The sequence below is a fragment of the Paenibacillus sp. J31R30 genome, from assembly GCF_059692115.1.
The window spans coordinates 16,650-39,743 of record NZ_JCAUAV010000024.1; the positions used below are offsets into that span (position 1 = coordinate 16,650).

Below are 23,094 nucleotides of genomic sequence, written 5' to 3' on the forward strand. Positions count from 1 at the left end.
AGTATGCCCTGCACCGGCGCTTCACGTCACATGCTACGCCAGGCAGGGCGATATGATAAGCTAGTTTCCGTGTTTATTTTTTATGCGCTTTCCAATCTTTAATCGTGTCAGCTTGGATTTTATCGAGCTTTTTGAGCTCAGCCGGAATATCTGCTGTTTTCTTACTGCCATCGATTAAGGCATTAATAAGTCCGCCCTTCGGTGTGCCGAATTTGCTTCCATATGCCTCCCAATTCGCATCCCATGTCAAATGGAAGGAATAATCCGAGGTGAGGTCAATGTGTGCATTCGGATCAGCAATTAATTTTGCTTGGTCTTGAATGATTTTGCCATAATCAGACAGGTTTGCTTTAACCGTTCCTGGCAGGTTAGCGCCGGCTTTCAAGGAAAGCTTAAAGCCTTGTTCAGTAAAGCGGAATTTGTTCAATGCAACGATCGCATCCATTTTATCCTTATCTTTCGCTGTATTCGCCGAGACTGCATAGCCGTTCGTTACGCCTCCTGGGACGCGTTTCTGGTCGGCAGTCGAATTCGGGAATGTGATGCCCCATGTATACTCCGTATCCTTCTCAACTGGTGTACCTACAACTTTACCCAGTTGGTCTGATGGAATCGAAATCATCGCCGCTTTGCCTGATGTAAACAATGCAACGCCTTGCTCGAAGTTCATCGTACTATTGTGCTCAGGGAACGCTCCTAGCGCAGCTAGCTCACCGATTGCATTGTAAGCGCCAACAACTGGAGATTCAGAGAATTTCATTTCACCCGTATCAAATAGTTCTTTCTTCTTCTCATGGATGCCCCATTTCGTTAACCAATCCTCAAAGCCCCATGTTGGCCACGGATCTTTTGTTCCTTCAGCAATCGTGACAACGCCGTTTTTCTTAAACACTTGAACAGCTGCTTTCAGCTCATCAAAGGTTGTTGGAATTTTCACACTGTATTTATCAAATAAGGCCTTGTTGTGCAACCAAGCTTGCACTTGCATTTCTGCTGGGAAACCTACTATTTTATTATCTTTAGTTGTTAAATTCACTAAAGCCGCTGGTGTTAGCGCTTTCTTGAAATCGGCATCGTAATAAGCCGTTAAATCCGCGACAGATTTGCTTTGAGTAAACGCATCTGTTATTAGTGTAGCATTCCACCAGAACAAATCTGGCAATGTATTTGACTTCGCCATGATGGCCAGTTTTTCTTGATACGACTCATGGTCAAACACTTGCGTTTCAATCTTCACATTCGGGTTTTGCTTCATGAACTCCTTGATGACAATGCCCATCATATCTTTATCGCCGTCGCCGATAAAGGTGGCATATGTAAGCTTGACTTCCTTCGCTGGTGCTGGCGTTGCTGGAGCAGGTGTAGCCGTCGCCGCTGTCGTTGCAGGTGCTGGGGTAGCTGAAGCGGTAGTTTCTGTTGTTGTACTCTTGCTGCATGCCGATACAATAATCAGCATGGAAGCCAACATTGCAGTAAATGCAAATCTACTTTTCTTCATTTTTAAACCCTCCTGATTACTTTTATATAACCACAATAACATGAAGTTATTGGAATTATTAAGATAAATTTTAAATATTCAAATAATTAAATGTAAGCCTTTACATGATTGGTGAAATAGGAATACATGCTGTTAATTTGAGTTGGATCTGTGGTGGCATCTGGGAATGGAACTGAGTTGAATCTCGGATGAATGTTAGTACAACTGAGGTATATTAGATGGGTTGAATTGGGTTGATTCTTTGTTCGTTGAGGCACAAGTAGGATGATGACTTAGACTTGGAGGAGGAAATCTTCTAATGTCGACCGCGGCGGTTATGTAAGCTCTTTCATCTAAATTTAGTATACAATCTTATTTTATTGTAGTCAATGAATTTAATTTGTTTTAATTGTTAAAAATTTTGTTTACTTTTTATCATAAAGGTAGCCCCTTTCGCGTACAGAGTTGTACGTTTCCGCAGGCTTCAGTGACTCTCTCTTCACCCCCATGTGTAAAAAAACTTCAATGATCACTTACCCTTGCGCTTTACTTTCTGCTGCCTGAATCCAAAGCTTCTTTAATCGTCTTTTGAAAGGAGGTGTAATCATTTCCGATAAACTTCTTGCCATTGATCACAAAAGCAGGTGCCTCCGTGACTTTAAATTGTTCTGCAAAAACGGTATCCTGCTCCACTTCCTTGAGATAGGTACCTTTCTGCAAATCAGCTTGTAACACCTCTGTCTCCTTCAAAATCTGATTCGATTGGACGAGTTTCAGAATGAAATCAGCCGTTGCCCAATCGTTGTTGGCATCTTGCTGATGCTTATAGATGAGGTCCATATATGTCCAAAAAGCTGCAGCATCCTGATGATAAATCGATTCCCCAGCTAAAGCAGCTGGAACCGAGCCCTCAATAATCACATCATTCATGAAAAAGAATTGGACGATGCCTTTGTCGATATAATCTTTTTTCAGCAGCGGTAATAAACCTTCATTCACAGATTTGCAGGCTGTGCACTTGAAATCGCCAAACTCAATTATTTTGACCGGCGCACTGCTGTTCCCTAATGAGGGTTGGTTTTCATATGAAAATTTTGGCGCTTGAGAATTTGAAGCCATAACCGTAATGACGGTGATCATTGTAATAACCAAACAACCAGCAACAAGGAATATTCTTCGCATAGGCTCTCTCCCTCTGTAGCCCCCTCATCCACCAATTTGCCGTAGATGAGGAGGCTCCAACACTTCAAATTAATTAATCCAAATAATTTCAGAAGCGTAATCGCCTGTCATGCCTGTTACGTTGATGCCTGTGTTCATCAAGTCAGCGCCTGTCATGCTTGTGTTTTGTGAAGTTCTGTCTTGGAATGTCAATGTGTAAGTTGCTGCTGGGTTGAGGCCTTTGAATTTAATGACTTTGGAGGTAGGTGCGCTCGCACTCGGGTGGAACAGCAGCACAGAACCTTTGTTCAACGACGTATTAAAGAACTGCATGCCATCCCAGTTAATACCGTCTGCAATCGGCAGGATGTGATACACGTCAGCCCCTCTTAGGATTGGTCTTTGCTTTGATTTATAGAGGGCAATATTCGTCTGATAGACAGCAGGCTGAACCGTTGATGCATTCGCTGGGTTGCCATACATCCACGCTGATAGGAAGCCTGTGCGGAATTCGTAATTTGCGAAAGTTGGCGTATTGATCGTATAGTCCAGATTATCTGCTTTCATTTGAATCGGGTTAATCATAAAGGAATTGGCATAGAAAGCCCTCCTGTACTTCTCCACGGAACCTGGTGAGTTGCCGGAATCTTCCGTTGTCATGACCGTTTGCCGCTGAAGAAGATCAAAGGATTTCTTCGACCCGCCCGCGCTGCAATTTTCCCAACGGAAATTAGGACGGTTCGCAATCATATAATCTAGCACTTCTAAGAAGCCTTCGTGACTTAAATAATTGTTTGTGTTCTCCCATTCCATATCACTGCGCCAGTAGTCGTAATGATAGTTGTCATATCGCCATAACAAGGCTGCTTTCTGTGCATCTCTGCCCGCTTGCGTAGCCAAATCGTTATGTTGGAAGCGATTGCCCATATAGAGAGAGAACTGCATACCTTTATTATGAATCGTGGTACCCAAATTAAATCCATTGGGCCAATTCGTTGTGTTTGGCGTCCACGCCCATCCAAAGTGTGGATCCGTATAGACATCACTCGTCCACCAGGCATCCTCTTTCGCCAGCTCAACGCCCCAAGCATCGATGGGATCCGTCGTAAGGAAGGCATTGATGGAAGCTTCACTATAAAAATTCACATCGAATTCCACTAAGGGCTCATTCGCGTTAGCCTTTAGCGTCGGTGTCATTTTGTAATTCCAGAACCATTTTTTCATCGCATTACTGCCTGTGTCCGTGTCCCCCTTATATGTCCCATAGAACATCCCTGGTACGTTTAGAATTTTACCTGTTGGCTCGCTAAATGAACCTGAATCTCCCAGATAAAACTGATTGCGGATCTGGAGTGCATTACCCGCTGTCGTGTTAATAATTTGCCCAAAATCCATGGTATAACCGATATAAAGGCCATGTACGCCGCCTCGATCCAGCATTTCAAAAGGCAACACATATGGACCTGTGTTGAAATCATTCGCCACAGTGGAAGGCACATGCGTGCTTGCTCCAAACACATCCTGGTACACCCCTGAAGCACTTGGATTTACACTTGCGCGATCGTAACGGTTTAATGTAACGGTGTTATCCGCTGTAACTGCAAAATCACTAGCTAACACATCTGCATGGTTATAGGTCACATTGCTGCCTGTATTGTTTTGAACAGTCACTTGATTTTCAACAGGTCCTACGCCTGAACGTGCCCACCAGATTGACTTAAGTTCCAAAGCTGGCGAAGTGCTTGTAAATCGGAGGGTAACCTTCGTTCCGTCTGTCGTATTTACAGTCGCATCCTGATAAACCCAGTTCACCGTGTAGGCAGTTGATCCTACTGTCACCCGATTCATAAGGGGAACCACTGTCGTAGATGGCGTCCAGTTCCAGTTTTGGGTTGGATTTTTGAGAAGCGTAATCGCAGGTTGATTACCTGCTAGCGTTAAGGTGAGATTCGTATCCGATGTATTTAAATTCCAGGTCGGAGCAGCTGTTGGGGAACCGTAGATGAAGGCATCGATAGCTGAGTAATAATTCAACGTGTTGGCGGGATTCCTTGTATTGGTCACTACGATTCTAATTGTGTGGCTGGCATTTGTCAGCGACGTGTTACTGTACAGCACCTGCTGCATGCGGAGTGTGCTGGCGTACATATCAACCGAGGCGACTTTTACCCCGTCAATGTAGACGTCAGAGATGCCGCAATCCACATTCTTCGGACCTATCCATTGGATCGTTGTACCTGTAAACGAAAATTGCGCATAATTGCCGTTCGTGTTGGAATAATGCTGATCATTGCTGACATAACCAGCTGCTGCCGCTGAGGTCCATGCCCCAGAATACGTAATGCCTGCATTAGTGTTATTGATTGTTGTGAGCGATGTCGGCGGTGCGACGGAGTCATATTCAAATGCATCAATCGAGGAATAGTAGCCGGAAGATGACACATTTTTGGTATTGGTCACGACCACCTTAATAGTATGACTGGTATTGGTAAGCGACGTATTGCTGTATAGCACCTGTTGCTTAAGCCAGGAGCTTGCATACATATCTACTGATGCAACCAAGCTACCGTCGATGTATACCTGCGAAATACCGCAGTCCACATTCTTAGGACCGATCCATGCGATGGATGTCCCGGTAAACGTAAATTGCGCTTCATTGCCATTCGTGTTGGAATAATGCTGGTCACTATTGTAATAACCGACAGATACCGTAGCATTATCGTACGTCCAAGCACCTGTATAGGTGATTGCCCCACTGTTATCATTTACTTTCGTAGGGGCTGCTGAAGCCTTTGTCATCCCGAATGTTAGGACGATAAAAATAAAAGTTATGAATATTGCGAGCAATGTGACATTCCTCTGGCTTAATCGTATGTTCACTAGCCATTCACCTTCCCTTTTGGATGTATGGAGAACATTTCATCTCAACTCATCTTCCCACGGACTGAATTCAAGTTGTTACTGTTCCAGCACCATTCCCATAAGAAGCTAGAGTCTAATCCTACACATACGCCAGAAATGGAGCTTCCGATTAATCCCCTCCTCTCTACCAACCTAGTAACCACCCCCTTTCCAATGAAAATGATGCTACAGACTTTCTTCTACTTGAATCTTCACAATGCCATGCCCCATAGGTGGAATCACTAGATTCACATACACTTTCCCTTGCGAATGATGAAAAGCAGCCCCAGAACCCTCCAATTTCACCAGTCCATTTGGTAATCCAATCTCGGCAAGCCTGAATTGAAATTGTCGCTGCACTAGCTTATTTTCCAAATTAAAGATATTGATGACGCTTGCACCTGAATGGGTGTGAACATGAACCGTCTCTTCCAAACCATAGAACTGTCCCTGTGCATAAAATGGCTTTAAGGACAAATAAGTTTGCATCGCCTTCTTCTGAGCTTCCCATACCTTGTCATCCTTAGACTTCCCTCCAACACCCAAGTGACGGCACGTACTCGCATACCACCAGAACATAAGCGCATGCTCATTGTCTTTCCGCAAATCAATATGCAAATACATCGGAATGCTGTAAGCTAGATTAAAATAATAGAGCGCAGCTGCACGCTGGGTAAGGATATCGTCCATGGGATCAATCATGTACTCATAACCCCATAATTCGTCTAGACCGCCTGGCTTCGCATGCATGAAATACGTCGGAACATAGCGAGGTGTCCCAGGTCCAGTCATTGGATCATGCTGCTCAATGATCACTTCGGGATAGTCCTCATGTACACGCTGCGTGATATGTAAAATAGTATCCAAATGCTCTTGGTGTGTCATTGGCAGCGAATGACCGTGCGAAGGATCCCAGCAGTCCCCGCAAAACCAGGAGCCGTCAAACAACAAAAGATAGGCGCCATTCCGGCAAAGCTCTTTCAATCGCGTTATTTTCGTCTCCATATATAGCTTGCTTCCGCTGCACTGAACATCAATGAATAAATCATTGTGCGTATGGGTGACCCGCTCCCCATCCTTCTTCATCCTTCTTGCTTCCCAAGGGTACGCATCCGCATCGCCCCAAGGGGCTAAAGGGATGTGCAGCGCCAACTTCATCCCGTACGTGTCTTGAAGCCACGCTGCAAAACTGCTTTGTGAGCCCAATCGATCCTCAGCCCAAATGTTAGAGCTGAACGCGGTATCCCAACCCGGATCCAGATACAAACATTCACAGCCGAGCTCTTTCGCCTTCTCTGCCTCGATTTCCATATCCCGCTTCTGAAAATAGCGCTGCCGATTCTCGGGTGAATCCTCTGTCCACCAGAGCAAATTATCATAAAGCTCATTCCAATGTACAGGCGGAAGATATCCTTTAGGCGTGAGATGGCTTTGGCTCTCTGTAAACCTACGGAACGCAGAGTACGCGTCCTTCCAATCGCCATTCATCAGGTGATACCGGGTTTCCCCGAAGGAATAAGCTTCACCTGGCGCTAGCTGTGCCGCTCCTTCTGGATCTCCCAGTTTCCACCTTCCCGCGCCGCCGAAACGCAAGGTATTGGCCACACCTGTTTGGTCATCCCTATCTAACGGCTCAATCAACGACCATTCCATAGCATCAGGATTGTATTTGCTGATGAGCAGTGCATGGCCGTCCCGATACCAAGCCCACCCTTCTGCTCCCCATGTAGATGTGTATTGCAGATTGTAATCCGGGCTCCGCTGGGCCGAGAACCAGTTGGGCTGTGTCGCGATGTCCCACGCAGTATAGTCGCATAGCTCGCCTGTCTCAGGATGCCTACGGTAAGGCACATTACAAAACCGTTCTTGCCCCAAATCTACAAACGAACCACTGCCATCCTGAATTCGCTTCGTAAATCCGCAGGCGAAATCACCTGTATGCACCGTTTCGTCAGTAACATTACGTAGTGTAACCGTCTCTATAAGCACATCCGGCTCATGAAATGGCAACCGCCATGTCTGCATGATCTCAATAGACCCTGCTTTGCCGAACAGTACTACCTGACACGTTCCGTCTGATTCTGTCGTTATCAGCGGTTCCCCTAGCTGGACAGGCTGATGTGCAAAGCGCCACGAATAAGCACCGTCCGCGTACACACGGCCAGTTTGTAAATCTCGCATTCCACTAGGATTCATTGTTCCGTGAGTTGCAATTACAATCTCTATTCGACCATTGGTCAAAACCAATGAACCTTCTGTTGCTTCCTTGTGAATGCGAGGCGCATCTTCCCTGCCATGTACACGCCCTTGTCTTTCTCCAACAACATCCATCTCTTCTTCCTCCCATATGTGTAGCCACCGCGCAGAAATAAAGCGCAGCCTTATCCAAGCTACGCTTCACTTCCTAACAACGCGGATGTTTAAATTGATATGTTTCGCTTCGTTAATCCACAATGCCCAAACTGTCTAATTCACTGTCATAATTCGCAGGCAGCGTCGTTACTACAGCCGCGTCTGATTTCGCAAATGCCGCCATTTTCAGCAGCATGCGATCTGCGAGCGGATTGCCAAGGTTCCCGATCAGATCGAAGGTATTTACAGTGAGGAATACGTAATGGTTCCACTGTTATCATTCACCTGTGTACTGGTAAACGTGTCATACTCAAACGCATCTATCGAAGAATAAAACCCGCTGGATGCGCTGTTCTTCGTATTCGTGGCTACCACTTTAATCGTGTGAGAGCCGCTAGAAAGTCCGCTCTTCTGGAAAAGCACCTGCTGCTTCAACCAAGAAGATGCGTAGAGATCAACCGTGGAATCGTAGACGCCGTCAATGTACACATCGGATTTGCCGCAATCTACATTTTTCGGACCTTTCCATGTGATCGAAGTTCCCGTAAATGTAAATTGTGCAAAATTACTGACGGTATTGGAGTAATGCTGATCATTATTAACATATCCTGATGCGCCAGTCGTATCGTACGTCCACGCCCCTTAGTAGGTAATCAAACCACTGTTGTCATTCACAACGGTTGGTGATGCGTAGGTAGAAGCAGGCCTAAACAGCACCAGTGTGAACAGGATAGCGATCATAAACCCGAAACCAACAGCTCCGCTTTTCCTACCTTTCAGCATTCCCATGCGTGACTTTCCTCCTTATTTGATCCAAATAATGTCGGAAGCTTTGGCCGTACCTGTAAACGTAACGTTCAGGCCTGTCGTCATCAAGGTTGCACCGGTTGCTGTTGTGTTTTGAGTCGTTCTATCATAAAACTCCAGTGTGTAAGTCGTAGTCGGATTCAATCCTTTGAATTTAATGTTCTTGGTGTTTCCTCCCGCATTTGTCGGCATGAAGAGAAAAACTGCTCCCTTAATCGTATTGCTTGTGTTTGGATCAAAATATTGAACGCCATCCCAATTCGTGCCGTCCGGTCTTGGCAGGATGTGATACAGATTCGCATTTCGTACGAGCGGTTTAATATTCGTGTTATATAAGTTGTAATACTCATTCATGAAGCCCAGCGTATCTGTGGTAAAAGCGCCTGAAGCTCCTGCTGTAGATTCAGAGTTATGAGGTACGCCTAATAGGAAGCTTCGAAAAGCATAATCCTTATCTGTACCCGTTCCCCAGGTGCTATTGATGTCTCCTGGTTGCTGCAATTGCAAGGATGGAATGGCGTACGAAGAATCGTAGAACACTTTCCGATTGGATAAAGGATCATACACGTCCGTTGAATAGACAACACTGGATCGTTTAAGCGTTGCATAATCCTTCATGTTGCCGCCGGCGTTACAATTTTCATATCGGAAATCGGTTTTGTTAAGATTCAGATAATCCAGCAGCTCATAAAAGCCCGTGGCATTCCAGTACATTGTATCTGTCCCATATTTATGGCGATTGATCTGGTTGCTGGTATACGCAATCGGCTCAAAATCGTTACGGAACGTATCTACATGGAACGCGTTCATGACGGACAGAAGCTTCGTCTGCAGCCAAGCTACAGCCGATGTATTGCCGAGATCGACGGAGTTTCCATAGCCGTCGATGTTTCGATTTGAGAACCAGCTTGGTTGTGCATTAGGCCCCATGGAGGTAAGAGCGCCAGGATCATTGTTCAGTGCGTCGTGGAGCAGGAAATATAAAGTGAACTTGAGTCCCTTGGTATGCATGAGCGACCCCGAACCCGCCAAGCTTCCACTTGGCCAATTCGTGGGATTAGCCCGCCAATCCCCTTCGTGGTTGGCTACCCACCACCCGTAGTCCTGAACGATCGATTGAATACCGTAGCTTGTCGGTGTTGGGGACGAATTCAAGTAGGTTGTTAATGGAGCTTCATATTGTGCGCCATACGGATAGTACGCTGCATGCGCCGCTCCATTCGGTGCATTGACTTGCACAAACGGCTCAGCCGTGTTGTTTCGCATTTCGGCTGGAATGAGATAATTAAATTGCCACTTCTTAAAATTGTTGGAGCCATCATCCACCGAGCCGGCGTAGGTACCAATATAAGCTGTAGGTACATTAAAAACACTCCCGATGGGAATATCGGTTTTAAAATCATTATGGAGCCCTGCTTTAATTCTCGTTGTTACCGGAGAGGTCCCAGACGCCGTCACATTAATTCTGCCATGCGGCCATTCCCAGGCGACGTACAACCCGTGATTACCGCCATTGTCCAAGTAAACGAGCGGGATATTATCATCATCTCCAGCACTATTCGCTTTGGAATCTGTTAACGCGGAGTAATCAGAGCCATTGGTCAGCGTATGCTGATGAACACCTGTCGCATTCGGCGCCGCCGCATCTTTATTAAACCGCCATAACACAGGATCCGTGCTGCCCTTCACTCTGACATCCATCGATTCCTGCGGATAAACGGTAATCACACTTCCAGTATTATTCAGCACGGTCATCGTATGGGTGACAGGTCCAACCCCCGGCTTAGCCCACCAAATGGACTTGAGCTGCAGGGAAGGCGTCGTGCTATTATAGGTTAGTGTGACCTTTGTACCCGATGTCGTATCGACCGCTGCACTGGCATATACCCAGTTAGGTGTATACGAGGTCCCTCCAATATCTACTCGACTCATCAAAGGAAGCGTGCTCGCAGTCGATGTCCAGTTGTAATTCTGGGTCGGGTTTTTGAGCACTGCGATCATTGGACCGGCATCCGTTTCACTTAATGTGATTGCTGTGTCTGAAGTGCTGAGGTTCCATGTTGGTCCTGATACCAATGGGACAAGTTGAATATCATCGAACCAGATGGCATCGGTCGGACTATTGTCCGTGACGGAGCGAATGGTTATCGTTGTGTTGGAACCAGAGTTCCAAGTGTCCTCGCTATAGATCCATTGGCCTCCACCTCCACCGGCGGAAACTCCGATCTGCGTTTCGCCTGCCATGTCGTTCATATCCACATAAGCGACGCCATTATTATTATTCTTATAAATCCATACGGAAAGTTTATAGGTTGTATTGGCTAGAACGGTGACACTTCTGCTTGTTACGGAGGTTGTTGTGGCTGTTGATTTAAGGGAGTAGGAACCTTCGTGCGCTCTGTCGCTGGCTCTTGTGTGATTGGTTCCTTGTGACCAGCCTGTTGCTGACCCACCTGTGCCTGATTCGAAAGAAGCATTCGTAACGGCATTCACGACATTATCATATTCAAAGGCATCAATTGAGGAATAATAGCCGCTTGCTGAAGCATTCTTGGTATTCGTTACCACGACTTTTATCGTATGTGAACCACTGCTTAGACCTGTTTTACTATACAACACTTGCTGTTTCAGCCACGTTGGCGCATACATATCCACGGTAGAATCGTAAATGCCGTCAATATACACATCGGACTTACCGCAATCCACGTTCATCGGGCCAATCCATTTAATCGACGTACCTGTAAACGTAAATTGCGCATAATTAGTAGTTGTATTAGAATAATGCTGATCATTGCTGACATATCCACTTGAGCCTGTTGTATCGTAGGTCCATGAACCCGAATAGGTAATCGAGCCGCTGCTATCATTCACTTGTGTCGGTGCAGCAAATACCTTACCTACTGGTAAACTCAGAAAGGTAAGAAATACAGTCATCATCATAGTGATCGCCATTAACACACTTTTCATTCGCCTGTACCTCATAAATTATCCCTCCATGAAATGAGTGAACTTCTTTTTTATGTTCATTTTCTCCTTTCTCAGATTGTGTCACGCTGAAATGTAAGCCCTTTCAAAAATTCTAATTTTAGTATACAATTAAAAAATATTGTGGTCAATTGGTTTTAATTGTAGAACAAACATCATAATGGAATAGCTAACAGTCAAAATCTTTCATTAAAAAACCTTCAAGTTTTAAGCCGTTAAATAACGCTAGCTGGGGGTAGAACGTTTCTGCCCGTGCGACTTGTATCCCGAGAGCTATTCAGTTCATTCCCCCTACTTATTCAAACATGTTTGGGATGGTTTGGACATACAAAAGGTTAAATAGGCGTTCACCTAATAGAGTGAACGCCTACTTAATTTCAGAACTACCGTATAGGAAATGTCTCTCATTTGGTAAATCATTAGGTGCATGCAACGTCAAATATAGTTGCTGATCGAGTGTGCGAAACATCATGCTGTGCCCGCCATCTTCAAAGCTTGATCAAAGCTAAATCGCCATTTTAGAATGTAATGTCTTTGTCCGTTATTTCTCAATTATTAGGAGGTATACAAAAAAACGTATTCCGAAAAAACACCGTTTTTCTTTTCTAATAAAGATTACGGTTTGATTCCAATATCTTTTTTGTTTATCTTGCAGAACAACTAAATCGTTCCTACTTAGCTGAAGATAAATCCCTTTATTTTTACATCATAAACCTTATTAACAAACTCATCTGAAACAAAAGAATGTAGCCGCCTGAGAAAAGAAGTGAAAAGCCCTACTAAGATAAGTGAGGTAATTTGTTCTGGACGAATTTAAGAGTTTCTACAGACTTCAAGACAACTTCCATCACTGGGGATAGACAATTCTATGATACTCCCGTTATGTTGGTATCGCAGCACCCCTCCTCCACGTGTTGACCTAACCTTGATGTGAGTTGCGTTCATGGATACTTCTACTTCTTCGTTGCCAATCGGAAGCTTCCCCTTCATCCATTCAAGTCCACCAAGGTTCGGCTCCACAATGAAGGTCTCATAGCCTGGAGTTAGTGGTTGAACCCCGAGAAAGTATTTTCCGAATATATAAATGGGGCCAGCCCCCCAAGCATGGCAGAGACTTTTACCAAAAGGCATCCCATACATGCTGTAATGAGCATCAACGGATAGTGAAGGATCGTATTCCTCCCAGAAAGTTGTAGCCCCAAGATCAATCATATCTCCCCAGTAAGAGAGCACCTCACGGCAGACAAGCTCATGCTGACCACTTTCACATAACGCAGCCATTTCGTGAAAACGCATATAAGGAGTGCGAATTTGGGGAATATCGGGATTTAGAATGACTTGACTGATGACACTGTTGCGTTGTTCAGGCGAAAGATATCCATAGAGCAAGGCGAACATACTGGCATGTTTCGTCATTGTAGCCTGTGTAACACCGGATATTCGATGATGAAGCAAACCGCCTTTTGAATCATCCCAGAACAGTTGAAGAGTTAATCTTTTTATTTCTGCCCCTAGCTTTCCGTAAGTATCCGCCTTGAAATGATCGCCTAGAAGACTAGCAAACAAGCTCATAGCTTCTAGACTGCGTACCAGTAGGATCTGGACTGTACTGACAGCACCGCTATTATCGAAATCCGCCCAATCGACGAACACCCAATCTTGCGGTCGACCTTCAAGTAGCCCTTCCTCATTTCTCTGCTTTAGACAAAATTCAATTAAGCTGACAGCTCGATCATAATACTGATGAATGAACGCCAAATCTCCCGTATAGAGATAATAATCGTAAAGTGATATGAACCAATATAATGAATAATCGAGAATCGTATTTATATGCATGGTGAGAGGATCTTTACCTCGTAGTGCAACAAGCGTCCGACGTGTCACGTCCATGTCAAAGAAACTGTAATAGTTCATTAAGAACGATTGGTAGGCGTCTCCCGACCATACCCAACGATCTCGTTTTATGCCGTCAAGAAAAAACTCTCTTGTATTTAGATGCAGTGTGTAGAGCCCCATTTCATAAATCTCATTCAACTTAGAGTTCGAGCATTCGAATGAACTACGGTACTCAACAGGGACGTATTCGTAAAACATCGACACACGATCCCAGCTCACACTTGGATCATAATGAATCCAGACATATCGGAACGCTTTCGATTCGCTTAATGTATAAATGTTATTCTCTAAGTTATTCGTAGCTTCCTCGACATCGATTTGATCAAAGCTATAACAATCCGAAGTGGAAAGCGCCTCCATTTCCGTTTCGCCATAATATATTCGCATAGTTCCTGAACCGATTAAATGATGAAAGCGCAAATATCCAAATGTTTCACGGCCGAAATCAATAAATGGAAATCCGTTTCGCAATTCCTCCTTCCTTGGCTCCTGCGGTGAAACATTCAGACTAAAACACGAGGGTCTATTCTCAATAGAAAGAAACTTCCAAGAAGCCGCATGAACCCAATCGTTTTGGTATGATGTTACTTCCCAATTCGAACCGGTCCGTATATTCGCACCTTCAATAAACAAGGCGGGCATTTCAGAGTCGTTATATATGCTGACTGTGATCTCATGCCGCCCAGAAGGCAACGTAAAGACTTTTTGATTCCAACGGAAGTTATCCATTCCGTCCAAATAGAGTGAGAACACTCCCTCAGCTTCGATCGTAATCGTTTCCTCATGTGGTAAGTCATAGATATATCGAAACTTGACATTTGAGTAGTGCCGATCCATCCTCCAGAAAGTCGGGTACATGACTCCTCGCGACCTACGTCTAACCGATATCTTCTCATGTAGACGAATTTCGAATTCTCCGGGATACCAAATCCAGGTTGCAGCCTGTTGTTTTGAAATACTTTCCATTCATAGCCCTCCCATCGCTTACAAAATTTGACTTATTCTTCAACCATCCACGGACAACCCCTGGGTAATTTCCCAGGGGTTGCGGTCACCTCTTTTAAACTACTTCACGTAGCCCAGTTCCTTCAATTGCTTTGATGCCTGATCCATTAGAAGCTTGTATTTGAATGTGTCCTCCAGTTTCTTCAAGAAGCTGTCATATTCGCTGATTGGCGTCTTGCCGTACAGGAACTTCACAAATTCCTCATCGATGAAACGCTCGGCATCCGCCTTATTGTAGCCTGCCGGCAAATCGATGAAACCGTTCAACACTTTGATGCGAGGAGCCGCCGCATTGCCCGCGATGTCTTGTGCCTGCTTAGCAAACTTAGTGGACAGATATTGCTGCTCCGGGCGTCCTGTAAATTGATATACCCAAACATAGGCTGCTTCTGTTGCCATTAAGTCCGTCGGCACGACTTTGTCGCCGGTTACATTATAATGTTTGCCGTTCAGACCGTACTGAACCAACCGACCGCCATCTGTCGTAGATACATAGTTCAAGAGGTCGAAGATTCGTTGTAATTTATCCTTATCCTTTTCCATCGTTTTAGGGATGGCTACAAGTCCAGAAGTAGCACCAATATCTTCGATTCCGTCGAAAGCGCCTCCAGGACCTTTCACAGTCGGAATCTGCACCCATTCCGCATTCGGATTAGCGGCTTTGATCTGCTTCTGGAACTCTTCTTTCATGATGCCCGACCATGCAGTATAAATGATGCCAGCCATGCCTTTAAAAGCTTTCTCCTGAGCGGTCTGCGCCTTATTCGTGTAGAATTCTGGGTCCATTACACCGCCGTTTGCGAACTTCTGTACCGCTTGAATGGCATCTTTCATACCAGGGGCATATAAGGAGTTGACTAATTGACCGTCCTTCGCGTAGAAATTCTTCGGACCCGGTATGCCAAATGCACCAAAGATAGGAGCTAACGCGGGAACACCGTTGCCTGTGATTCCAATGGTGTCCTTCTTACCGTTACCGTCCGGATCCTTCTCGACGAAGGCTTTCGCCGTGTCATATAGCTCATCCATCGTAGATGGCATCTTCAGGCTCAGTTTGTCTAACCAGTCCTTGCGGATATAGAATACATCTGCAGCGAGGTTCGGAGCTTTGGAGAAGCCGTATACTTTGCCGTTAATGGTACCCTTCTTGAATGAATCATCGCCAAGGAACTTCTTCACATCGCCGAGTTTATCCATGTAAGGTGTTAGATCCAGGAGAAGTCCCTTATCCGCATACTGCTGCAGATGATTTCGATCATTCAACTCCATGATGTCCGGATAGTCGGCGGCAGCGATCCTAGTGTTGAGATTATTTTTCAAGTCATCGCTATTCGCCGGCAAGTTCAGAATGAGATCGATATTCAGCTTCTTATCCAGTTCCGTCTTGACATAGTCCGCTGCTGGGTCTGGCATTTTGTTCCCCCAGCCTACCTTCATAACTTCTAATTTCACCTTCGCGGGAGCTTTGGTTGGCGCTGCTGATGCCGCTGCCCCTTGTGTTGGTGCTGCAGAAGATTCAGCAGCTTTGTTACTGTCATTGCCACATCCTGCGAGGAGGGCTCCTGCGGTTAGGACTGCGGACAAGCTGATGGCTGTTCTCTTTTTCATGTTCATATGAATCCCCTTTCAATCGAATTGTACTATAAATACCGGGCTTTGAACCGGATATTTAACCTTTGATAGAGCCCAAGAGCATGCCTTTGGTAAAATATTTTTGGATGAACGGGTAAATCGCGATGATGGGCAGACTGGCAGTCATCACAACGGCCATCTGCAAACTGACGGTCGGGATGGTGACCTCTGATTGGGAGCTGACATTCTGTGAGCTGAGCAGCATTTCCCGTACAATGACTTGGAGCGGCTGCAGATTTTTTTTCGTCACATACATAATGGCTTGAAAGATCTCATTCCAGTGGCCCACCAGATAGAACAGACCAACGGTCATCATGGATGGAAGTGATAGTGGCACAACAATTTGCAACAGCACCCGCCATTCCATTGCCCCATCTATTCTTGCGGATTCAAACAGTTCTTCCGGTAAACTTTCGAAAAAACTCTTCATGATAAGGATATTAAAGGTCCAGATCGCATTTGGGATAATCATTGCCCAGAGGGAATTCAGCAATCCTAAACTCTTGACTACCAGATAGGTGGGAATGATCCCCCCGTTGAAGACCATAGTAAAAATGATCCCCAGCAGGATGATGGATCGCCCTGGTACGTTTTTGCGGCTAAGTGGATACGCTAGGAGCGTGGTTAGGATCAAGTTAACTGCCGTACCGACTACCGAAATGAAGATGGTGTTCAAGAAGGCTCGGTGCAGCATGGATTCCTTCAGCAGCGTCTTGTATGCCTCAAAGGTAATGGATCGCGGGATGATCATGTACCCGTGTTTGATCACTTCTTCATAGGGGGTGAGCGACACGGATACCACGTAAAGGATCGGGAATAAGGCGGCCAAGCCCACTAACAGAAGTGGAATTAGAATGATTGTGTCGAACGTCCTGTCTTTCCAGCTTCTTACCATATGCTGCCGCCTCCTTTCTTAGCAAGCTGGTTGGCTAAGATGACAAGCGTGAAACCGATAACCGATTTGAATAATCCGACTGCCGACGCCACACTGTAGTTCATCTGTTCCAACCCTGTCCGGAATACCCAAGTATCAATGATGTCCGCTACTTCGTAGACCTGCACGTTGTACATAATGTAGATCTGCTCGAACCCAGCGTCGAAAATGTAGCCCAATCTCATGATGAGTAGCAGGATGAACACGGTTCGGATGCCCGGCAGGGTGATGTGCCAGATCATTCGTAACCGACCAGCTCCGTCCACCTTTGCCGCTTCATACAGCGTTGGGTCGATACCCGCTATGGCGGCAAGATAGATGATGGCTCCCCACCCCAGATTCTGCCAGATATCCGTTGTGACAAGGACGCTGCGGAACCACTCATTAGAGCTCAAGAAGGGAATAGCCTTGCCCCCGTAATCCACGATTAGCCGATTAATTAATCCTGTCGTCTCCGAGAAGAGAGCGAGCGATATGCCGTAAATGATGACCCAAGAAAGGAAATGCGGCATATAACTCAAGGTCTGTATAAACCGCGTGAACCAGGGAATCCGGCATTCGTGCAGCAGGATGGCCAGGATCACCGGCGGCACCAAACCAAATGCCATCTTGTAAATGCTGATCAGGAACGTGTTCGCGATAAGTTGGGTGAAGTATGGCGAATCAAAAAAATATTGGAAATGCTTGTACCAAGGATCAGCCCAGGGACTGTTCATGATTCCGCCAACGATGTCGTAGTCTTTGAAGGATATCACCAAGCCATACATAGGCAGGTACTTGAAAATGATGTACCAAGCAAGTCCGGGAAGCATCATCATGTAGAAGGATCTCGCCTTCAGTATGGAGCGCCACAGCATGGAGGACTTCGGAGCGGTCCCGGCTGTGGTGGAGAACTCCGATTGTTTGGGGATCATTCCGATCACCTCTTTCTCTTGATTGACTATGAACTTATCTTACACGCTCCACGGAACACCAAGAATGAACAAAATTGTGGTTAGACTCCACAAAATTATGCGTTTTCATAATGAGGGCTCTAGATGTGTGTCGATTGGAAGCAACCTTGAGAATGACTAGACATGACTTCGCGTCCAGCCCTTAAGCCACTTATGGTTGCGAGTTAGTCGATTTCGTCTGGTTATCCGCTTTTTCCATTAGCTCGGGTCGGATCACTCACTCTCCGCCTATTAGTCCGAAATCGCAGAACTACACACACTGTCCACATTCATAAATCTCAAATAGTCCTATATAGCCGAACTAAATCACCATAAACAACCCTCACATATGAAAAATGGGTAGTTAATTCGGCAGAATCGGACTATTGGTCTTTTTAAACAAGTAAACCTCGTCTTAGTCCGGAAAATCGGACTAACACCGTCCTAGAAGATCTGTCTTAGCAGGTGGATTGAGGCCATGCAGAAATGGACAAGCGCTATTCTCCCCCACAAAGCAAACAAAGCCGGTCCAGAATGTCTACTCGACACCCAGACCGGCTTTGTGGACCGCTCCTATTATTGACTCCGGAAATCATTCGGCGTACTTCCGGTCCATCGTTTGAACATTTTGAAGAAATAGTTCTCGTTGGCGAAGCCCACCCGCGAACAGATTTCTCCTACGGGAAGGTCCGTCTCCTTCAAATAAAATTTGGATTGCTCGATGCGAGTTCGCTGAATGTAATGGATCAACGTTTCGCCGATCTTCTTTTTAAAAAGGGCGCTAACGTAATGTTCATCCATGTTCACGAATTGGGCCAAACTCTTCAGGGTAATATCCTCCGTATAATGGTCTCGGATGTACTTCAGAATTCGGTTAATCTCAGAATGATCCGTCAGTTTGGTCAGGTCCTGCTGCCATTGGTCATGGTGCATTCGGATTCGGAGTATCATGTTCTCCAGCAAAGCCATATGGCTATGTGAGGGAGGTACGACTCCCTGACTTCCGGCAGAACGGGCCGTTATGCGAGACATAATGATATCGAGACGTTTAGCTGTTTCGAGGACAACGGCGGCGGGTAACCTTCTCTCAGCCATCCGCTCCCAAATGTCCCGGATCATGCCAATGGCCCCATCGATCTTAGACATCTCAAAGCTCCGGATAAATTCCCTTTCATGGCTCCATTCCAACCCCATGGCTGAAAGAAGACGGCCAGACGGCACCTGAGGACGCTTGGAAGATGAACTGTCGCTGTACCACTGGTTGTCCCACTTCAGGAGCAGCTCCCCCCAGGTTTCCATCACCGAAAATCCTGGCTGATGGCTCTTTCGAAGGACCACAGGGCGGTTTCGTGGCCAAGATTCCTTCTTCCCGGTGCTAGGCCTTCCTCCCCATACGAATACCGTCAGAATTCCTGACCGGATGAAGGAATGGATCTCCGCACCTTCCGTCTGTTCGTGCAAGTAAGTTTGCAGCCAGGACGAATCCGTATTCCCCCCTTCCTGCCAGGTCATGTAAAGCTCGAGAGATCCCAAAGCTGACGGGGTGAAGTCCAACAAACGGACTTCTTCCAAAGCCCGCTCCCGATCACATTCGGATTCGAAGTAGCTATGAAACAGTTCCCATATCCGCCCGTATAAGTGACGATGTTCGTGCAATTGGAGCTGTTCTTGGTTCCTCTGCTGATCGGCCTTCCGGGAGAGCACCCTTGCTGCTTTTTGCAAGGATTCCTCCAGGGTAGATGCTTTCATCGAGCCTTTGAGAATATATTGCAGCGCCCCGAGTTCCAAAGAATGTCGGGCGTATTCGAATTCGCTGAAGCAGGTCAGCATGATGAATTCCGTGTCCAGACCCTCCTGTCGGACATGGGAGAGGAGCTCAATTCCATCCATCACGGGCATGGCAATGTCGCTAATTACGAGATCCGGCCGGAGGTCCTTCATAAGGTGCAGTGCTTCTTCCCCATTGCTGGCTTCGCCATCAATCGTGAACCCATTTGCCTCCCAATCGATCGTCTGACGCAGTATTTTTCGAGCGAAAGTCTCATCCTCAACCAGTAGAATCTTCCACATCATTTTTACCTCCCTGCATCAACGGATTAGAAAGAAGCAGAGGCAGGGTCATAGCGACCCTGGTCCCCCCTTCGACCGGTGTGATCTCCAGACCTCCTTGCTCCCGGAACAGAAGCTGGAGCCGCTCTTTCAGATTGCTTAAACCGATTCCTTTGCGTTTGCGAGCCGAAGCCGACTTGCGAGCCTGCTCTAGACCCACCCCGTTATCCTCGATGATCATAATCAGGCGTTTCTCCTCCGAGCGGACGAGAACTTTCAAGTTACCGACTCCGGATCTCGGCGCAAGGCCATGCTGAATGGCGTTCTCCGCTAAGGGCTGTAGGGAGAGCTTCGGGACCAATGCGTACTCCAGCTCACCATCGACACTGTAGTTCACCTGGAATTTCCCCTCAAACCGTACATTTTGGATATAGAGATAGGCCTCCAACAACTCGAGTTCGTCCTTCAGATAAATCATTTCCACATCTGAACGGAGGCTAGATTCCAAAAGCAGGCACAATGAGACGCACATTTCCTCTACGGCTTGAGCATTTCCCTCGTGTGCAGTCCATTTCATTGTATTGAGCGTATTGAGAAGGAAATGAGGATTCATCTGCGCCAAAAGCATTTGGAAGCGCAACGCTTCCCGTTGCCGCTCTTCCACCTTTAGCTTCCGCACCATGTCCCCCATTTCTTGAATCATCTGGTTAAAGCTTTGGGCCAGCGACAACAGCTCCCCACGGTGCTGCTCCTCGGGAATCTGAACATTCAAGTTGCGCCGGACCGTATCCTTCATTTTCTGCTCAAGCTGGTTTAGAGGACGTGTGATGGTGGATAGAATGAAAAACGTAATCACGATAAAGATGGCCGTAATGAGCAGGAACGACACCAGAAATCGCTTCTTCAAAGCAGACAGATCCCCAAAGAAAATATTTAAGGGAAACTTACTCACAATGATCCAATCCATCGACCGGATATTTGCAGCATTCAATATGGAAGTGCCTGATTGGTTGATATAGCCTTCCTTCCGGCTCAACTGCGCTGGATCATGGACCCCCAGATCCTTGCCCGAGGTCTGAAAAACCGATTGGCCAGCAGAATCCAGTATGTAGTAGTCCTGCAAAATAGGGAAAGTCCGAATACTCGTACGGAGCCAATTTTCGAACTCTATACTAAAACGGAGCTTTCCTGCGGGCTGGTTCTTCCCATCGTGGATGACCATATAGATGCTTGCCACCTTGCCAGAGGAATCGCTATTAACTTTACCTAAATCGGCATAGGGGTGAATCTCCCAGACGGTTTGATTAGGCTGGAGGGTCAGCTTGCGAAAGCCCTCCTCACTCTCCACATCCGCCGCCTTCCGAACGGAGCGTGCTGCAAAGGACGTATACAGATTCCCATTGTTGTCGATGAAAGTGAGATTGATATAAGCTCCGGCCTTGGGAAACAAGGCTAAAATCGTATTAAAAATGCTGCCGGCATCCTCCTCGTTCTGCTTACTATCCGGCAAAGGATTGCTTAGCAACCTCCAAACCCTTTCGTTATTCTCCATTTGCAAGGCTGACAAAACGAGTGTAGTACGCATCGTTTCGAACTCTTGGGCCAGGTTGTCCACCTGTGCTTGGTTCTGGACACCGATCTTACTCTTAATCAGATTCTCGATTTCGGAATAGTTCCAGATCTGAAGAATGGTGTAAGGAAGCAAGATCAGAAGCGCGAACGACAGCAGCAGCCTGTTTCTAAGCCGGGCAGGCGCCCAGCGGAGTATGGCGTTCCAAGCTTTCTTCATAGTTCATCCCCCCTTACACCAATATAGAAAAAAGAAGGCGCTTTCGCAATGAGAAATCCTCGATTGCGGCTAGCTAAGCCGTCCCTCTGCTTATTTGCCCAGAATACCTCGCATTTGCTCCGCTAATCGACTTCCGATCTCGATCATACCTTGATGGTTTGGATGCAAGAGATCGTGGGACAGTCCGTTCCATTGGGTCAAAAGCTCTGTACCGTCAACGTAATATAGATTGGACAAACCCGATTCATTTACAACTTGGCGTAATGTCTCTCGATACTCCTGCGGCGTGGACACCGGGTTTCGCTCTGGCCACGCCAAGCCAAAGTCATTAAAGCTGTGAAACAGCCCGATGCAAATAACCGGCTTGCCCGGGTTTCGTCCTGCAATGGCATCTGCCATATAGGCCGCCTTCTCTCTAAATTCCGCTGCGGATACTCCCTGGTTCAGCATATTGACGGAAATACAGAGGGAGGCGATGTCCCAATCCTTCCGGTCAGCGATATAATCGGCCAGCGCGGGTTCGCAATGAGCTGATCCCGCTGCTCCTAGATTCAACAAATCCATTCCCAGGTTTGTTGCGGTTTGCATGACATAAGTTACATCGGGCACAAAAGCATGCCCCCCGTAGGTAATCGAAGTACCATAGGCTAAGTACCTAAGTTGTGGCAGCTCCTCCAGGGACGGTGGACGAACATCTTTTCCTTCGATGCCGTGGATGCAAATCCGGGTATCGTGGAGGAGGATTCTCCATACATGTCGAGGGTAGCGAAGTGCGCCAGGTTGAATCGCCTGATGGGTCAGCAAATAGGGAAACTTAGGCTCCATCCGGACTACGGTCGGTTCCGAAGTCAGTGTTACGAATCCGAATGGAAAGTCCCCGAAATACAGGTACGCTTTGCACGGACCGTCTGGACTCGACAAGGTGACATCAACGGGACTGCTACCCTCACTGACGAAGCGAATCTCGCTGCATCCCGCCCTCTTGTATTCACTCTGTGTTGTCTCTCGAAGCTGCAGTGCAACACTGCGGGGAATCCGCTCCAGCATAACGGCGGAACTTCCTGGAACGGGAACAACCTCTTCAATATTGTGAAGCATGACTTGCTGCAGAATCATGATTAACTCATCTCTCTTCCTTTTTACAAATTCCGAAGAGGCGGTATAGAACCGCCCC

Annotated in this window: 14 protein-coding genes; all 14 read right to left on the reverse strand. The window is 46.5% G+C overall.

Going from position 1 to position 23,094, the window contains the following annotated elements; translation table 11 throughout:
* Positions 1–73 precede the first annotated feature (73 nt).
* A complete protein-coding gene (locus AC58QO_RS33005; RefSeq protein ID WP_497273039.1) occupies positions 74–1,498 on the reverse strand; it encodes an ABC transporter substrate-binding protein in 1,425 nt (474 codons plus the stop codon).
* Between the two features lie 525 nt (positions 1,499–2,023).
* Complete coding sequence (locus AC58QO_RS33010; protein WP_497273041.1) at positions 2,024–2,659, reverse strand: thioredoxin domain-containing protein; 636 nt, start codon at positions 2,657–2,659, stop codon at positions 2,024–2,026.
* A 69-nt stretch (positions 2,660–2,728) separates the two neighbouring features.
* A complete protein-coding gene (locus AC58QO_RS33015) occupies positions 2,729–5,518 on the reverse strand; it encodes a GH36 C-terminal domain-containing protein (RefSeq protein ID WP_497273043.1) in 2,790 nt (929 codons plus the stop codon).
* A gap of 207 nt (positions 5,519–5,725) precedes the next feature.
* A complete protein-coding gene (locus AC58QO_RS33020; protein ID WP_497273045.1) occupies positions 5,726–7,870 on the reverse strand; it encodes a hypothetical protein in 2,145 nt (714 codons plus the stop codon).
* A 264-nt stretch (positions 7,871–8,134) separates the two neighbouring features.
* Positions 8,135–8,380, reverse strand: a complete 246-nt coding sequence (locus AC58QO_RS33025; protein WP_497273047.1) for a hypothetical protein — start codon at positions 8,378–8,380, stop codon at positions 8,135–8,137.
* A 153-nt stretch (positions 8,381–8,533) separates the two neighbouring features.
* Positions 8,534–8,680 carry a hypothetical protein gene (locus AC58QO_RS33030; protein ID WP_497273048.1) on the reverse strand — a complete coding sequence of 49 codons (147 nt, stop codon included), beginning with the start codon at positions 8,678–8,680 and terminating at the stop codon, positions 8,534–8,536.
* Positions 8,681–8,695: 15 nt separating this feature from the next.
* Entirely contained in the window at positions 8,696–11,665 is a 2,970-nt protein-coding gene (locus AC58QO_RS33035; RefSeq protein ID WP_497273050.1) for an alpha-galactosidase, read from the reverse strand.
* A gap of 831 nt (positions 11,666–12,496) precedes the next feature.
* Positions 12,497–14,545 (reverse strand): alpha-L-rhamnosidase-related protein, encoded by a 2,049-nt coding sequence (locus tag AC58QO_RS33040; protein WP_497273052.1) that lies wholly within the window; start codon positions 14,543–14,545, stop codon positions 12,497–12,499.
* Between the two features lie 99 nt (positions 14,546–14,644).
* Complete coding sequence (locus tag AC58QO_RS33045) at positions 14,645–16,192, reverse strand: type 2 periplasmic-binding domain-containing protein (protein WP_497273054.1); 1,548 nt, start codon at positions 16,190–16,192, stop codon at positions 14,645–14,647.
* Between the two features lie 61 nt (positions 16,193–16,253).
* On the reverse strand, positions 16,254–17,111 hold the full coding sequence (locus tag AC58QO_RS33050) for a carbohydrate ABC transporter permease (RefSeq protein WP_497273056.1): 858 nt from the start codon (positions 17,109–17,111) through the stop codon (positions 16,254–16,256).
* Positions 17,105–18,064, reverse strand: coding sequence for an ABC transporter permease (locus AC58QO_RS33055; protein WP_497273058.1), 960 nt, complete (start codon positions 18,062–18,064; stop codon positions 17,105–17,107). Before AC58QO_RS33055 ends, AC58QO_RS33050 begins: the two co-directional genes overlap by 7 nt.
* A 594-nt stretch (positions 18,065–18,658) precedes the next feature.
* Positions 18,659–20,155: a response regulator gene (locus AC58QO_RS33060; protein ID WP_497273060.1), complete on the reverse strand. Its 1,497-nt coding sequence runs from the start codon at positions 20,153–20,155 to the stop codon at positions 18,659–18,661.
* Positions 20,130–21,920 carry a cache domain-containing sensor histidine kinase gene (locus AC58QO_RS33065; RefSeq protein WP_497273062.1) on the reverse strand — a complete coding sequence of 597 codons (1,791 nt, stop codon included), beginning with the start codon at positions 21,918–21,920 and terminating at the stop codon, positions 20,130–20,132. The genes AC58QO_RS33060 and AC58QO_RS33065 overlap by 26 nt, the downstream gene beginning before the upstream one ends.
* Before the next feature lie 90 nt (positions 21,921–22,010).
* Positions 22,011–23,036 carry a GDSL-type esterase/lipase family protein gene (locus tag AC58QO_RS33070; protein ID WP_497273064.1) on the reverse strand — a complete coding sequence of 342 codons (1,026 nt, stop codon included), beginning with the start codon at positions 23,034–23,036 and terminating at the stop codon, positions 22,011–22,013.
* Positions 23,037–23,094 lie beyond the last annotated feature (58 nt).

Bases quoted from the DNA above. Each gene is read 5' to 3' on its own strand.
- AC58QO_RS33070 (WP_497273064.1), bottom strand. From the start codon at position 23,036: ATGATTCTGCAGCAAGTCATGCTTCACAATATTGAAGAGGTTGTTCCC.
- AC58QO_RS33065 (WP_497273062.1), bottom strand. From the start codon at position 21,920: ATGAAGAAAGCTTGGAACGCCATACTCCGCTGGGCGCCTGCCCGGCTT.
- AC58QO_RS33055 (WP_497273058.1), bottom strand. From the start codon at position 18,064: ATGATCCCCAAACAATCGGAGTTCTCCACCACAGCCGGGACCGCTCCG.
- AC58QO_RS33045 (WP_497273054.1), bottom strand. From the start codon at position 16,192: ATGAAAAAGAGAACAGCCATCAGCTTGTCCGCAGTCCTAACCGCAGGA.
- AC58QO_RS33010 (WP_497273041.1), bottom strand. From the start codon at position 2,659: ATGCGAAGAATATTCCTTGTTGCTGGTTGTTTGGTTATTACAATGATC.
- AC58QO_RS33020 (WP_497273045.1), bottom strand. From the start codon at position 7,870: ATGGATGTTGTTGGAGAAAGACAAGGGCGTGTACATGGCAGGGAAGAT.
- AC58QO_RS33060 (WP_497273060.1), bottom strand. From the start codon at position 20,155: ATGATGTGGAAGATTCTACTGGTTGAGGATGAGACTTTCGCTCGAAAA.
- AC58QO_RS33040 (WP_497273052.1), bottom strand. From the start codon at position 14,545: ATGGAAAGTATTTCAAAACAACAGGCTGCAACCTGGATTTGGTATCCC.
- AC58QO_RS33035 (WP_497273050.1), bottom strand. From the start codon at position 11,665: ATGAAAAGTGTGTTAATGGCGATCACTATGATGATGACTGTATTTCTT.
- AC58QO_RS33030 (WP_497273048.1), bottom strand. From the start codon at position 8,680: ATGGGAATGCTGAAAGGTAGGAAAAGCGGAGCTGTTGGTTTCGGGTTT.
- AC58QO_RS33005 (WP_497273039.1), bottom strand. From the start codon at position 1,498: ATGAAGAAAAGTAGATTTGCATTTACTGCAATGTTGGCTTCCATGCTG.
- AC58QO_RS33050 (WP_497273056.1), bottom strand. From the start codon at position 17,111: ATGGTAAGAAGCTGGAAAGACAGGACGTTCGACACAATCATTCTAATT.